This window comes from Pseudomonas frederiksbergensis (genome assembly GCF_003732275.1).
In the GTDB taxonomy this organism is placed as follows: domain Bacteria; phylum Pseudomonadota; class Gammaproteobacteria; order Pseudomonadales; family Pseudomonadaceae; genus Aquipseudomonas; species Aquipseudomonas frederiksbergensis_H.
The window spans coordinates 184,335-199,978 of the sequence record NZ_MOBM01000020.1 but is presented as its reverse complement, the minus strand read 5'-3'; the positions used below and the strand labels follow the sequence as shown (position 1 = coordinate 199,978).

The following is a 15,644-nucleotide window of genomic DNA, read 5'->3' as shown; positions in this document are numbered from 1 at the left end:
TGCGATGAACAGCTGTTTTGTCATGTCTTTAAAGGCAAGCCTGTCCACGTTGCACAAGATTGATGGGCAACGATTCAAGGCGCGCGGTTCAGCTGAAACGAGCCTGAGTTGTTATCTGTTGTTATATTTTTGGCTAGGCTTGTTTCACCAGAAGATCCAGTTGCTTATTGATAAGTCGTCGACGTATCACGCTGCGACGCTTCTTGCCACTTGAAGTCTTTTCAATGGTGCCCCGAGCGCAGAAGTACAGGCGGCTCAGCACAATGTCGTGCTGGTCCAATACGGTCTGTACCAGCTTTTCCTGCATGGTGATCAGTTCGGCCTGAGAGCAGTTGGCATCGCCCTCCAGCACCAGATGCAATTCCATGAGCCCACTGTTTTCATTTTCGATCGATACCAGGGCGCTGCCCGAAGGACGGATGAAATCCAGCGACTCGACGGTTTCTTCGACGTCGTCAGGCACTACGTTGCGGCCCCCGACGACGATCAGGTCGTCCTGCCGGCTATAGAAGTAGAGTTCATTGTTATGCATGAACCCCAGGTCTCCGGTACGCAGTCGGCCGTCGACGAGTTTGGCCCGGGTTGCTTCGGGCATGTTCAGGTAGCCGGGAGTCAGGCAGTCGCTTTCCAGGTTGATTTCTCCCAGTTCAAGCTCATCGAGAGGGCGGTCATTAGCATCGCGGATACTAATCCGGTGGTGGGCATTTGCTACCCCGGAGGAGACCAGTTCAATGACCTGGTCGGCACCTTCGGCGGCCCGTTCGACGCGGCCTTGGGGGCTGATCGTGACAGTCAGGATCTTCAGTTCTCCGAGCCCGCTGCAACTGGCCCCCAGGCTGTTTTCCGCCATGCCATAGGCGGAATGGATGTGTTCTGGCAACAGCCGGAAGGGGGCGAATTGCTCGCGGATTTTTCTCAGCACCACTGGGCTGATCTTTTCCGCAGAGAGGTACAATTGCAGGCGCGACAGATCAACCGGGTCGCCGCTGTGCAGGCGCTTGACGGTACGCAGCGAGGCGACCATCGCCGAGTTGGTGATAAAGCTCAGGTCTACCTGACTTTGCGCCAGCAACCTGAACCAGCGCGCCGGGTTGCGCATGAAGTAGTCGGGGGTGGCCACGCAATGGTCATTGGCTGCGAAGATTGGCAGCAGCACGCCAGTGAACAGGCCCATGTCGTGATGCATCGGTGTCCAGCAGGCCGTGTGGCGTATCGGTCCACCAGTGTTGGCCCGGTGTGAGTCGACGATGTGCTGAAGCTGATTGATGATCATCCGGTGAGTGACCATTACGCCCTTGGGGAAGCCGGTGCTGCCGGATGAGAATTGGATGATCGCCAGATCCTCTTGACCAGGTGGCGCGACCTCGGGCCGGTCCGCTCCTCGTTCAGGGGAAAAGCCCGCCTGGGCGTGAATGTCCAGGCCAGTATGGGCACGCCACTGAGCAATATCTGCCTCAGTGACGGAGCGGTCACAAAGCACCAGCTTGAACTGGCATGAGTTATTGCAACCCTGCAGGAAATCCGCATAGTTCAAATACTTGCCGGCCTTGGTGCGCAGCGGTATTGCAATCAGGTTCAGGCGCCAGCAGGCGAGTAGGCAGGTCACCATTTCAATGCCGTTATTGAGCACCAAGCCGACGCTGTCCTGAGCGCGCAAACCATGATCATGGAATTTTTGCGCGCAATTTTCGACCAGTTGTTCAATGTCACTCAGGCTGTAAGTGCTGTTGGTGTCGGCAAAGGTCCAGCGCACTTGGTGTTGCTTGAGTGCAATGTTGAATCTGTGATTGATGGTTTCCATTTATCTCTCGCAGGGGCAAGCCTCCAGCTGTTATCACGGTGCCGGAGACGTAACTTTTGGGCTTGGGTGTTTCTCTATATTCGTAGCTTGCTGATTGCCTGTTTTATATCTATACGTGTGATTTAAGTGATCTTTTGTTATTTGTGTCGTTGTTTCGTGTGCGCGCAAGCCTGCCGGATACCGGTTTCGTATTGTTTTTCAATTTTGAGTTTCTGGTTTTATGCGATGTAATATTTTTAGTGGGCGCTATCTATTTAATAGTTGTAATGACAGTCGTGGGTAAAGTGAGACGCAGGGGTGTTTTCGTGTCTGTTGCTACATCCGTGTAAATAACTCGAAACTTGAATGAGGGTCGTTTATATTTTGTGATGGGCGCATGTGTAATGCCGTGATGAATATTGTCAATTCGGTAGCTGGCTGCAGCTGCCGTGTTGCTTGTTTTCATGGCCTGCGTGATGTGTATCCGGGCCGGATCATCTTGCAGACGGCTCCAGAGGCAGGATATGGCCGTTGGCCAATCTATCGCGCGTCTGCCTGCGCTGGATCTTGCCGCCGTTCGATCACCAATCCCGGATGCTCCTTGCCGTCTCTGTCGACGCCAATGCGCACGGCCGGATGCGTATTCATCACGGTCGACTCGATATCGCTGGGATAATGCTGATGTTCGTCGGCGACGATCAGTTCTTTCATCCGTCCGGTGATGTACAACTGTTGGTCAAGCATTGCGCCCAGGTCGCCGGTTCGCAGCCAGTGATGGTCACTGTCACGCAAGGTGGCATGAAATGTTTCCCAGGTAGCCTGGGGTTTTTTCCAGTATCCATCGGCGACCATCGGCCCGCTGACCCAGATTTCGCCGACTCGACCCTCGGCAACAGGTTCCAGTGTGTGCGGGTCGACGATGCACAGGCTAGCTTCCGGGGCGATATGACCGCAGCTGACGAGGACTACGCCGCTGGTCGCAGCCTGAAGGGCGCCAGCGCTCAAGCAATCACGGTCGAGGGTCAGTTGCCGAGGTGCCTGATGGGGGTCGCCGGCGGCGATCAGCAGGGTACTTTCAGCCACGCCATAGCAGGGGAAAAAACTCTGAGGACGAAACCCCTGGGCCAGGAAGGCGGTGCCGAAGGCGTCGAGGGTCTGTTGACGCAGCGGTTCAGCACCATTGGTGGCCAGGCGCAAGGTCGACAAGTCCAGGCGTGTCAGATCCCGTGTTTTCGGGGCTTGGCTGCACAGGTCATAGACAGCGCTTGGCGCGAAGGTGATGGTAGCCCGGTGGCGGGAGATCACTTCCAGCCAGCTAAGGGGCTGCGCCAAGAATGTCGACGGTGCCAGCAGATGCACCGGGTAGCCGCCGTACAAAGGCTGCAGGACACCGCTCATCAACTCCATGCCGTGATGAAGCGGGAGACAGACCACCGCCACATCCTGCTCGCTATTGGCCATGGCCTGATGGAGCATCTGCGAGCTTTTCATCAATTGGCGATGTTGCAGGCGTACGCCTTTCGGTTCTCCGGTAGCACCTGAGGTGTATTGCAGCAGCGCCAGCGTTTGCGGGCTGATGGCCGGTGCAGTCCAGTTATCGGCTCCGCTCCAATTCACTTGGTCGATGGCGTAGGCCACCCGGTTACCCGTGCTGACGGATTTCCATTCGCTCTGGCCCAGCCCATCGAGGACTGCACGAGTGGAGATCAGTACTCGTGCCCCGGCATCTTTGAGGACCATCCGGACCCGAGTGTTTCCGTTGTCAATGTGCGGTGCTGGCATTGGCACCGCAGTCATTCGGGCGTACCAGCAGCCAAGCAGCGCAAAAATGTACTCCACCCCGGGCGGCAGCATGATCACGGCCCGTTCGCCCACGCAGCGTTGAGCCCGCAGATCCTGTGCCACAGCTCGAGCGGCGTGGTTCAGTTGCGCGTAGGTCAGGCTTGCTACCTGGTCCGTGGAGTGAGTGAAGCTCAGAGCCAGACGATCGGGCGTGCGCTCGGCGCGCCACTGCAACAGCTCGACAAAGGTTTGCAAGCTGGCGGGAGGCGCGTCGGCACCCCTGACCACAGGGGTATCAAGGTTTATCACGTCCATGTTGAAGCGTCTTGAGGGATGAAAGTGGCGGCAGTATACGTACAGTTCGGTATATAGCAAGCGTGGATAGTTCTAAAAGGCCATCTTTTCAGATTGTTTTCTTTAAAAACAAAATCTTGGTGGTTAGGTAAAGCACTCAACAGAGCGAAGAGGGGAAAGAATGTTTGCCTGGGCTGGGGCAGCTTTCGGTATTTGAGAGTGCTCGTACGGATGTGCTGGAGGTGGCGCGCATGATTGAACGTCGTGGTGCGCTGACGACGGCGGCCCGGCACAAGCTCATCGCGGTCGTGGTTGGAACAGGGAGGGAGATCTCAGGGACTGTTGTTCCACTCGGATCGGGGTTCGCAAAATGGCAGCCGTCAGTGAGACCCTGCATCGAAGCTTTTCACCGGCTTGTCGTAGCGACGCCTTACCAGTGCAAGGCGCCGATCGGTTTAGCTGCTTAGAACCAGTAATGCAGGCCGAGCATTAATGATTGGGCGCTGTAGTCAGTGCGCACATCGCCTTGGGGCAAGCCTTGAATGTCACCGAAGTGCGCATCGCGCGTCTTGAGGTATCGATAATCCAGGGACATGGACCATTGATCGGTGAGCTCGAAACCTACCCCGGCTCCGAGTTGATAGGCCGATACGGTGTCGCGATGAGTGTCGCCGAACTGAACACCGCCGGCTTCCAGGCCACTGACCGACAGGGTGGTGTAGCCCAGGCCGCCGCCAATGTAGGGGGTGAACCGACTGAAGGGGGCTGGCAGGTTCAAGACGTCATACCAGAGGTTGGCCATCAGGCTGGTGGCTTCCTCTTCGCCTTTGCCGTCGATGCTCCCGCCGCCTTCGTAGACCCGGTTATTGAACTGGGTCAGGGTGTTTTTGCGGTAGCTCAGTTCCACTTCAGGTCTGAGCCCGACGGGAAATCGCCAGCCCAATGCCAGTCCGGTGGCGTAGCCGGAATGTAACGGTTGATTGAATTCCATCTCGACAAAATCGAGGTTGTTCTGGTTAAGGTCCTGCGGAGCAACCCAGTTCAGGCCGCCCATGACACTGATGTAGGGGCCGAGCGTGTCGGCGGAACTGGACGCTGGTGCGATAAGACCCATGCCAATGACGCCCATCACGAGATACTGAGGTTTTTTTAGTAGGTTCATGCTCGGTCCGAAGTGTGCCGTTATCGATGAGTAAGCGAAGCGTGTTAGGGAGCGAGCGTTCAACACGCTCCCTCCCGGGATATTTCATACGCGGTGCAAATGCTTGCCGGGTTTTTCGAGCCTTGGGGTACTGACGACATTCGCTCGTTGTTCAGCCAACGTGCATAGATTGTCCAGTGCGGTGCTCATTGCCGCGGTCAGCATTTTGCGTAGCAGCCCGCGGTATAAAAAACTCAAGGGGCCAGAGATCTTCGCGCTATGGATGACATGGGTTTCATTGGGCGAAAGCCTGCGCATCTGATGGTCGAACTCAAGGTCGATCCACAGCAGTCTCGCGGTGTTCCGATAGCTTTCATGCATCCTCACCACTTCCAGTTTGAGCGGCATGTTCAGGCCATTTTTAAGGGTGCATTTGCCTCGCGTTCCCGGTTGAAACGGGCCATTGAGTTCACAATGGCTGACGTCGGTATCCCATAACGGCGCTTCTGAAAAATTGCTCCAGATCTTCCATATTTCAGAAGGCGGCGATTTGACTATGACTTGCACTTTGACATCGTTCACGGCGACACCTTGATTGTGGGGGGGACGGTCATGCTGGAGAGTGAGATCAATTCAATCCCTCAGGCCGCGGGCGCCGATTGACTCAGCACTTGAGCCGTAATACTGGCTTGACCGATTTTTTCGCCCCGGTTGAACAGGTCGATATAGATGCGGTTGGTTTTGAATGGCTGATCCTGCGCGTCAAAACCGGCTTGCGGTGCCAATGACAGCGGACTGTTCCTGGGGATTGGCCGATCCAGGGTGAAACTCAAGGCCAGCAGGTTCATCGGGGTGTTGAGTGGAATCCGCAGATGGCTGTGGGCAATCTGCATGTAGCACTGGCGGGCAATTTCGAGGAAATACACCATCGAATAATGCTCGGGGTCGCCCTCATGGAAGAAGTGCTCATCCGGCAGCTTGAGTGTGTCCACGCTCAAGCCTTGAGCGATGCTGCTCATGTCACTGACGATGACGTTTTCTTCTCTGGCCTTGTGCAGCAAGGCCTTGTCGCGGCAGCGAGTGGCCGTGAACTCGCCGGCGGGCGACGCCTCGAACGCCGAGCTGTAGGCCATCCCAAGGATGCAGCTGCACATCAGCTTTCCGGCCTGCATGACCTTCGCATTGAATACCAGGGGGTCTTTGCCTTGTTCCAGATGCAGATCAATCACACCCTGTTTTTGTACGTATTGCTGGAACTTGATAGTCAGGGTTTTGACATAGGCGACTCGTCCACTCAGTGGGGGCATGGCGAGTTCAATCAGTTGCAACACGCCCTCAAGCAATAAAATGCCGGGAATGTGATCAAGCGGGTGATCGAAGAAATAGGGGTGCGCTTCATTCACCACGAGCTGGGCGCGCAGTGTTTGAGAGCCTCGCTGGACGTTGGCGATCACGATATTTTCCGGGCAACGTTGCCAGTGCGCCGGGCACTGGACTTCAGCGCCACGATGCAGGGCGAAAAGGCCCTCCATGGCGCGAACTCTGACACGCAGCCCTGAGAGCAGGGTGTTGGTCAGCGTGTCACTGAGTTGCAGCACGTCGACGCCGTCGTGTTGCGGTTCGCGGATAAGGCTGACAGGGCGGGCGGGCGCAATGACCTGCTGCAGTTCGTGGGGGGCCGAGTGAGCAAATCGCAGCGTGAAAGGATGCTTGATGACAGGGGCGGGGGCGGCGGCCGCCGGGCTCCATTCCCGAAGCTTTTCAGTGAATAACCACATCACTGCCTTACCGGCTTCGCGAACCTCGATCACCGTGTGAGCCGATGCACTCAACATCACCGCCAACAAGGTTTCGATGCCACTGGCTTCAGCCAGGAAGCCGGTCATCTCTTGCAGTGATCCGCTTGCAGGAGTCGTATCAGGCTGCAACTCGCAGACTTCAATATTCTGGAATTGACTGCGCTCTTTGCCCAGCAGTTGGCAAGCCTCTTCCAGAGAGTTCGCGGCATGGGCGAGGACCGCTGCGCGGATCACCAGCAAAGGTTTGTCGCTGGAGTCTGGTCGATAAGGACGCAGCGCAATCAGCCCCAGTCCTTCACCTTGTACGGTCGCCGAGTGTCGGGCGCGTTCGATCTCGATTTCACCACTGATAAAGCGCCCTGCACCGAGCAAGAGCGTTGTTACGCCCTCCTTGAACCATTGCTGCGATGCCAGCAAGGTTTGCCAGAACAAACCCGGAGTGCCGACCAGTGTTTGATGGAAACCCTTGAAGTCAAAAATCTGCGCCGGGTAACCGGACAACATGTTCGGCAGCATGGTTGCCACGTCCGTCACCTCCACGCCCGGTGGCAGGCCTTGGGCCTGGGAGTAGAAATTGTGGGCGCTGCTATACGCATTGCTGAAGCGCTCCCCACCCATGTTGCAGCACATGACCATCGCAGTGCCGGTTGACCCGGCCACACCCGGCAGGCGTCGCAGTAAATGGTTGACGCGATCGCTGATCAACAGCTTGAACGGATCGACGTGGGCCAGAGGTTTGGGGCCCATGCCGAAACCGTCGATATCAATGACGCGATCCTGCGCCAGAAATTTTCCCAGTAAAGGTTGAGCGGGAGCAGCGGTGTAATCAACGAAGCGCCCATAAGGGAAAACGACTGAGGGTGCTGCTGGCTGATCGAGCTGTTGCTTGAATGATTGCAATGAGCTGTGGCTGCCGATCGCCGCTTCAGCCTCGACAATGGCCAGGTCCAGCATCAGCACGCCGGGGGCGGTAAAAGGGAAGGCGGGGCGGTTGTCTGGAATGTACTCATCCACTACCAGATGCGCGTTGGCGCCGCCAAAACCAAAGCTGGAGATACCTATCCGGATCGCCGACTGACGATCAGCGAGGGGCTGTATCTGCTCTGTGGCCAGTTGCAGGCAGGTCTCGTCGATTTTTGCGCTGGGACGGTAGTCGGGCTGAGGCGGAATACCTTTGTGACGCAATATCATCAATGCCTTGGCGAGCGAAGCGCCTCCGGCTGCGGCCAGTGGGTGACCAATGACGGACTTGATCGAACCGATGGTAATTTTTTTGTCGTCTGTGCGGTGGGGGGCGAAGAAGCTGTTCAACGAGCCCAGCTCTGTCGCATCACCCAGCGGTGTCCCGGTGCCATGGGTCTCGATGTAGTCCACGTCGTTGGGATCAAGACCGACATAGGCACGCTGGTAAGCCGTGTACTGGGCCTGTTTGCCAGGCGCAAACACTGAGCCTTCGGCGCCATCGGCGGAAAGTCCCAATGCCCGCAAAACGCCCAGGGGACGGCGTTGCGCAATCAGGGCCTGCGATACGGGTTCGACCAGAAAGGCGACCGCACATTCGCCCGGCACAATGCCGTCAGCGTCCTGGCCGAACGCCTGCATCTGGGCCCGGGAGGAAAAGGCGGTCAACTGCGAGAACCCCAGAAACAGCGCCGGTGGCAGCACGGTGTTCAGTGCCATGACAATCGCGTTATCCGCCTGTCCGCTATTGACCAGGGCCTTGGCCATATCGATTGCATAGGGGAACGAACTGCAGGCGGTATCTACCGATAATGCCGGGCCACCCAAGGCAAAAGCCGCCGCCAGTTCAGCCACTTGTTCACCCGGCGTATAGCCTTGGAAAGAATAGCCCCCTGGTGCATCGGCTTTTGCGGCGAAATAACTCTCGTCACTCCAGGACGTCGCGACCACCAATGCGGTGCGTTCCTTGATCAGCGCCGAGCCTTGTCCAGCAAGCTGGGTGAGGAGCGTCTGAAGTACTTTCTTACCAATGGCGACCTGCCGTCCTTCATGCCGTGAAGGGGTTGATACGTCATCGGTCAGGCAAAAAGCACTGTCCAGGTAAGTGCGATCCTTTTCTCCTGCCTTTGCTGAATAGATCGACGCCTTATCCAGTTCCCAGCGTGCAAGCATCGAATGGATGGGCGCTATCTGCCCTTGAGAGAGCAAGTGCCAAAGCGCATCCGTTGACGGTGCCCCAGGAAATTCGCCAGCCATTGCGCTGAAGCAAAAATCGCCCTTTGTGGTTACCGCGCCACTCATACCCTATCTCCTGATTGCCAAAATGCTGGGTGATCTGTTCGATCACCCGGATTCCCTGCCATTTTTTTACAGCGGCTTAGTACTCAGCTCAGTCTTGTCAGAAGCGACAAGGCGTCCTGCGGTGTACGACGCGACATCAGCGCTTCACCGGCAAACTCGCTGGCAGAGCACTGTTGTGCCATGGATTGGCAGAGCGCTTCTCGGGCAAAACCGTTGAGCCCCAACTGTGCAAAGGGCGTCTCAATGTCGATCGACTGTGGCGCGTCCGGGACTAGGGGAGACAGGGAGTTGAATAGCAGATTGCTGATCTGCCCTTGGGTATCCGTTGAGGCAGGTGATTGCACTTCGCTGGAGGATGTCGATGTCGACTCGGAGGTGGCCAGCGCGGCTTTAATCAGAGCGATTGTTGCCTGCGGGAACTTGGCGTTGGCCAGTTCAGTGCTGTTGGCCTTGAGTTGCGGCCACAATGCGACGACCGATTCCAGGAAGTCCAGCTGCACCAAGGAGTCCAGGCCCAGGCTTTCGTAGCTTTGTTTTTGGTCGATTTGGTCAACCGTAAAACCGGTGATATTCGCCAGTTGTTCAAGTACCCAGGCTTCGATATCCACGGCAGGCGCCTGCGGATTGGCTTCAAGTCGTGCCAGCAAGGCGGTAGGGGTGGGGGCATCAAAGAGCAGCGAGGTGAGCTCTTTCTTTTCCGGGAAGTGCTGGGCCAGGGATTCGAAAATATCGACCAACCCCAGAGAGTCGATGCCCAGGCTCTCGAAACTTTGATCGAAGTCGATTTGTTCCTGTTTGAATCCAGTGACCGTGCTTATTTCGGCGCGCAACCATTGGCCGTAACTGAACGCAGGCGTTTGTTCGGCAACGGGGGCCGATGTCTGTATTACCGAGTTCGTGTGTACGGGCTCCAGCACCGAAAGGTTTTTATTGACGGGGGCCTCAATCCCATGGGCATAAACGCCCTCGAGAACTTGTTGATGAGCATTGAAGTAATGTGCCGTGACGGATTCGGCTTGCTCCAGCAAACGCATCAATATTGATTCTTTTGCAATATTGGACTCGCAGAGTGAATCAATGATTTTCTCCGAGAGGGAGAAATAGCTATGAGCTATTTTTCCATTGGACACGATGAATTCCTGCACAACATCGTTGAGTTGGAAGCGCATGAGGTTCTCCTAACCAAAGTCGGTATATGTTTTCTATAAGTAAAGAAATCAAAAGCCATGGCCCAGGGGTGGGCCTTGTGTGAATTAATGAACCAAACTGGCAGTAGCCATATAGAGACTTAAAGTTGGAGTTGCACTGCGTCGATCTCGGAAGATGTTGTTTTTCTGGCGCCCTTGAGCAGCCCGGATCTTACGTTCAGATAAGTGAAGAGCGTCATTGCATCAGCTCCCTGGAAAGCGATGTAGCCGTCAGGACGAATCAGCATCAACGTGCCCTCTTTGGCATGGTAACGCTTGTGTAACCGCCAATCGGGGTCCAGCAACGTCGAGTGCCAGGAAGGCAACTCGGCGCTATTCAGGGCATCAATAACGCAATAAGCCTTGATGCCTGGGTAGTCCTTCTCTACTGACTTGGCCAGGGAGTAATAGCCCGGTAACAACGGAGAAAATTGATCGGCTGCGCTGAAAATCAACAGCGTGAACGTTCCATGGAACAAGTCGATCAAGCGTTTTGGCGGCAGACCTTGCAGTTGCCACAACTCAACATCGGGAGCCAGTTGACCTGCGCGCGGCACAGGCGTTTGGAATTCGGGTTTCTTCCCTTTTTTGTCCCAATTCTTGCGCTGCTTTTTTGTCAGCGATTCTTGAATGTAATCACTTTTGCCGTAGTGGTACTGATGACCGGAAATCATCGAGGGCAGCTTGCGCTGAACCTTGCGCCTGTTGCTCAGCAGTGGCAGAACATTGTCGCGCAGCCAAACGAGGGCGCGATGCTTGACGGTAATCAATCCGGTCAGTCGATGTGCCGTGTTCTCGACTTCCAGGGCAACCGGGTAGCGCTCTTCGTTGTAGCTCTCCAGCAATGACTGATCCGCCAGGCCCTGATCGACATAAGCCATTTTCCACGCCAGGTTATAGGCCTCGGAAACCCCCAGGTTCATCCATTGCCCACCGATCGGGCTGCCGATATGCGCCGAGTCGCCCACCAGAAACACAGAGCCTTGCTGCAACGACTGCACGCGGCGATGTTGAAAAGAGGCAATGGTGGTGGATGAGATATTGGACAGCGTCATTTTTTGCCCGCGCCCTTCGCACAATCGCTGAAAGTTCTCCAGGCTCAAGGACGGGCGCTCACCTTCTGGCGGCAGGTTGTAGGGCATCTCGATGAAAAGTCGATAACGGGATTGGGCGCTGATCGGCGCGACGGCCACATAACCGTCCTGTGCACCGAGGAAGAAAGCGCCTTCATCCTTACTTCCAGACCATTCGATATCGGCATCGGCGAGCATGAAGAATCGGTCGTAGGACGATCCTTCGAAGGTCATATCAAGGCGTTTTCTAATGTTACTGCGAGCACCATCGCAGGCGACCACCCAACGACTGCTAAAGGATTCATCACTGCCGTCCGCATGATGGAGCGTCATCCGCACTGACCCCGGCTGGTTTTCTATATCGACCAGCTCGGTATTCCACTCGACATCTACCCCCAACTTGTTCAGTCGCTCAAGCAGAATCTTCTCTGTCTGCGGTTGTGGCAGGCTGAGGAGCAGGGGATAGGTAGCATCCAGACAGGAGAAGTTGTAGTTCAGCACCCGTTTGGCGTTCGACTGTACCGAAAACTGGTTGATAGTGAACCCGTCGCTGATGGCTTGATCGGCAACTTCCAGATCTCGAAAAATTTCCAGGGTTCTGGAATGGATGGCCATCGCTTTGGTAGCGGTCGAGGGGCCGGCATTCTTTTCAATAATGCGAAAAGAGACGCCCCACTTTTTCAGCATGATTGCCAGGGACAGGCCAATAGGACCGGCGCCTACGATCATTACTGTCGGGGTGTTACCGGGTTGTCTGAAGTGCTTGGGGGCCACAGTGCTCAGAGTGTTCATCTGTTAGTACCAGTTTCTATAGAAGGGAGAGTTGGCAATGCTGAGCAGGGCATCGTCACCTGATGAATCTCCGTAGGCATAAATGTAAAAGTCATCAAGGTTGCTCAAACAGCCTTTCAGTCGTGTGACTTTTTCTCTATCAACACAATTGGTACCTGATATCCCACCGGTCAGTTTGTTTTTCGCAGTCGCCAGGCGGGTGCCGCAGACATAGTCAAAACCCGCAGACTGGCCCCAGGGAATCAGGTAGTTCTCCGGTGAGTTGCTGACAAGCGCTGTGACATGCCCCATGGATTGATGCCATTGCAACCGGCGCAGGGCCTCGGGTCTGAGCCAGAGCGGTAGCTGTTCGCTAATGAAATACTTGGCATGCTCACGCTCTTGCTCGACTGACAGACCGCCCAGATAACAGGCAATGAACGCCAGTCGGGCTTGCATCAACGGCGTGATGCCAAGGATCACACTTAGCATTTTGGGCAGCAGGGGAATGATCCTGAACCAGAACGATTTGGTTCCCACAATAAAACGCATGTAGCGCCAGAACGTATGTCTGTCGGTCAATGTGCCGTCAAAGTCAAAAACGGCCAGTACCGGTTGTGTGCCATTAGCTTGCATGAATCTCTTCCTTGAGAGAGATGATCTCGATAGTTTTGGGCAACTTGAAGCCCGAGAGAAAGCGCGAGAGCAGGGTAGAAATAGCGCTCTGGGTCAGGTCGCCACTCCCTTCAACGCACAGGTGCAGTACGTTGACCTCCTTGTTATCCGGGACGATGTAAGCTTTCGCGCGCGCCACGTCCGGATGCTTCAGGGCAATGGATTCGATTTCCGTCAGGTCGACCATTTGCGCTTTGATCTTCGAGATTCGCAGGCGTTGGCAATAGAAGAACACATGTCCATCGTCGTCCCGCCAGACCAGATCACCCGTGTGTAGCCAACCGTCACGGAAGAACCGGGCGTTGGCGTCCTCCGCATCGTTATAGCCGTCAATCACCATCGAGCCGCGTATCAGCAGTTCGCCGATACGTCCAGGTACGACATTTCGCCCCTCGGCATCGACGACCCGCAGTTCTACGCCACTTATCGGTTGTCCCATGGCGCCGCGATGGACCTTGCCAATCGAGCTCTGGACAATCACCGGCATGCTCTCGGTCAACCCATAGCCTTGCAGCACCGGATTGCACCCCAGCAGCCTTCCCAGTTTCTCGGCTTCGTCTGCCGGAAGATGGCTGCCACCCGAATAAATCATCAGTTGAGGGTGCATTGGCAAAAGCGCGCCTTTGCGTTTGACCAGTCGCGTATTGAAGTAGCGAATGACGTCGGGCACCAGGCAGGCAAAGGTGACCTTATGCTCAGACAAGACTTCCGCCAGATCCCTATTGAGCAGGGTGTTGGTCATTAGTAGGGTGGCGCCCACGCTCAATGGAAAAACCATCATCACGGACAGTCCGAAGATGGCATACAGCGGCAGCGTCACCAGATGAACGGATCCGACGCCTTGAAGATGAAACTGCTCATGCAGCCCATCGCTCGATTGCGTCAGGTCAAGGTAGCGGTGAGAAACGGCCAGAGGTTTACCGATGCCCCGATAAGTGAACTGTACCGAGACGATCGGATTGCCTTCCGGCAATAACAAGGGCTCGGCCTGTCGGGGAAGCCGAGAGACAGCCGTTGCGTTGTCGGGCAGGGGCGATGACGGCTCGCTTGCGGCGTTCAACACCAAGGAGTGACGAACGCCGTAGGCAGGCTGAAATGTCTCGCTATGCTGCTCGAACAGCGTTTCGGTCGTCACTACCAGCGTCGGCCTGGCGATGCTGATGACGCTGTTCATTTCGAATGGCGTCAGTTTGTAGTTGAGGATGACCGGCACCGCACCGCGCCCGATGATCGCCAAGTAGTAAGCGATGAACTCCACCCCATTGGGTAGAACAAGCGCTACTTTGTCGCCCGGCAATACATCTAATGCTTTGAGGGCACCATTGCACTCTTCAGCCTTAGTTTGCAAGCCACGGTAAGTGACAGTGTCTTCTTCCGCGTCCAGATTCCTGATAGCAATGTGGTCGGGGAACGACTTTGAAAAACCGACGAATCGATGCAGAAAACCTTCTTTATATGAAAGGCTTTTCATTTACCAACCTCTCTCAATCCTTGAATTTATGGTTAGACAAAAAAGTACTACAGAGGCAGGCTATATTTGAATTGTTTCAATTAAGCATCTATGTAATTATTTTTCCGATACCAGTCCAGGGTGTCGGTCAGTGTTTCCGCTACGGGGCGGAACTTGCATTTCAATTCCTTTAAGCTTTTGTTATGGCTGAAATGGGTGCGCCCTTGTTCTTGCTCCATGAGTTTGACAGTGGAGGTGCTGATGAGTACCGGTTTCTTTGTAATTCGGTAATAACCTTCATAGATCAAGGCAATTATACGCAGCATGAGCAGTGGTACTTTTCGCTCCGGCGCTTTTACGCCGCTGACACTGGACAGCGCCTGGAAAATGCTTTTCATGTCCATATGATTGCCGGCGGCCAGATAACGTTCTCCGGATCTGCCGTGTGTGATTGCCGCGATCTGATGTTCCGCCACATCCCTGGCGTCTACAACGGAAAAACTTCCAGGTAATACGCCGGGTAACTTCTTTCCGACAAAGTCGAGCAAGAACTGTCCTGATGAGGTGGGGCCAATATCCCCGGGGCCAAACATCCAACCGGGCAATACCATGGCGACGAACATGTCCGGGTGTCGCGACAGAAATTCCTGAACTTTCTGCTCAGACAATATTTTACTCAAGTAGTAATCGTCAGCCTCCAATTCACTGCGAGACATTGTTTCATCGATCACTTGATCTTTATCGCCCTTCAAAACCGCAATGGAGGAGGTGTGGACTGCGCGACGAATGCCGGCGGTATAAGCGGCTTGCAATAATCGTTCGGTTCCAGTCACATTAGTGTCATACAGTTTCTGCCAGTGCTTTCCGCCTTTGTAACTATCGCGGAAATAGGCGGCTGTATGAAACAAGGCATCACAGCCTTGCAGAGCATGGCTGAAGGCGTCGACATTGAGCATGTCGCCTTCGACAAATTCGACAGGCAGATTGCCGAACTGCTTCTTGGCTTTTGCGACGGAACGAACCAACGCTTTTACTTTGATATTTCGTTTTAAAAGCGCATGAACCACATTATTACCGAGCAGGCCAGTAGCGCCTGTAACGAAGGCATATTCCATTAAAATCCAGCTCCTGTGAGGTATCTGCTACTGCATTGAGATTGATGTCTCCGGGCTCGATGCTTTGATCTGGCGTTGGTTGCATCAACGGCGGCAAGTAAAAACCATTCGGTATCTGAAAATCAAGCGGTATTTCACGATCTCGCACGGTCGACGTCCTTGAATCCGACCAAAAACACGGGAAACCAGCAGTTTAGAGCGTTGTAGGCAGCAGGCATTCATCAACAAGCCCAACCTCACTGATTCGATCGGGCAGGGGGAGGCACGCGTCAGGCTGGATACCAGCCTATCTTGGGTCCCCCTCCCATCGGCCTA

At 55.1% G+C, this 15,644-nt stretch carries 10 protein-coding genes; all 10 read right to left on the bottom strand.

Annotated elements, in window-relative coordinates; genetic code table 11:
* Positions 1 to 133: 133 nt before the first annotated feature.
* Positions 134 to 1,801, bottom strand: a complete 1,668-nt coding sequence (locus BK662_RS16585) for an AMP-binding protein (RefSeq protein WP_123358965.1) — start codon at positions 1,799 to 1,801, stop codon at positions 134 to 136.
* Between the two features lie 519 nt (positions 1,802 to 2,320).
* Complete coding sequence (locus BK662_RS16580; protein ID WP_123358964.1) at positions 2,321 to 3,877, bottom strand: fatty acyl-AMP ligase; 1,557 nt, start codon at positions 3,875 to 3,877, stop codon at positions 2,321 to 2,323.
* A gap of 442 nt (positions 3,878 to 4,319) precedes the next feature.
* On the bottom strand, positions 4,320 to 5,018 hold the full coding sequence (locus tag BK662_RS16570; RefSeq protein WP_123358962.1) for an outer membrane protein: 699 nt from the start codon (positions 5,016 to 5,018) through the stop codon (positions 4,320 to 4,322).
* 84 nt (positions 5,019 to 5,102) lie between these two features.
* Complete coding sequence (locus tag BK662_RS16565) at positions 5,103 to 5,579, bottom strand: SRPBCC family protein (protein WP_123358961.1); 477 nt, start codon at positions 5,577 to 5,579, stop codon at positions 5,103 to 5,105.
* Positions 5,580 to 5,638: 59 nt separating this feature from the next.
* Complete coding sequence (locus BK662_RS16560) at positions 5,639 to 9,058, bottom strand: polyketide synthase family protein (RefSeq protein WP_123358960.1); 3,420 nt, start codon at positions 9,056 to 9,058, stop codon at positions 5,639 to 5,641.
* An 83-nt stretch (positions 9,059 to 9,141) separates the two neighbouring features.
* Positions 9,142 to 10,227, bottom strand: a complete 1,086-nt coding sequence (locus BK662_RS16555; protein ID WP_123358959.1) for an acyl carrier protein — start codon at positions 10,225 to 10,227, stop codon at positions 9,142 to 9,144.
* 119 nt (positions 10,228 to 10,346) lie between these two features.
* On the bottom strand, positions 10,347 to 12,110 hold the full coding sequence (locus BK662_RS16550; protein ID WP_123358958.1) for an FAD-dependent monooxygenase: 1,764 nt from the start codon (positions 12,108 to 12,110) through the stop codon (positions 10,347 to 10,349).
* A gap of 3 nt (positions 12,111 to 12,113) precedes the next feature.
* Positions 12,114 to 12,725 carry an HAD-IB family hydrolase gene (locus BK662_RS16545; RefSeq protein WP_123358957.1) on the bottom strand — a complete coding sequence of 204 codons (612 nt, stop codon included), beginning with the start codon at positions 12,723 to 12,725 and terminating at the stop codon, positions 12,114 to 12,116.
* Positions 12,715 to 14,235, bottom strand: coding sequence for a class I adenylate-forming enzyme family protein (locus BK662_RS16540; protein WP_123358956.1), 1,521 nt, complete (start codon positions 14,233 to 14,235; stop codon positions 12,715 to 12,717). The genes BK662_RS16545 and BK662_RS16540 overlap by 11 nt, the downstream gene beginning before the upstream one ends.
* A gap of 80 nt (positions 14,236 to 14,315) precedes the next feature.
* Entirely contained in the window at positions 14,316 to 15,329 is a 1,014-nt protein-coding gene (locus BK662_RS16535) for an SDR family oxidoreductase (protein ID WP_123358955.1), read from the bottom strand.
* Positions 15,330 to 15,644 lie beyond the last annotated feature (315 nt).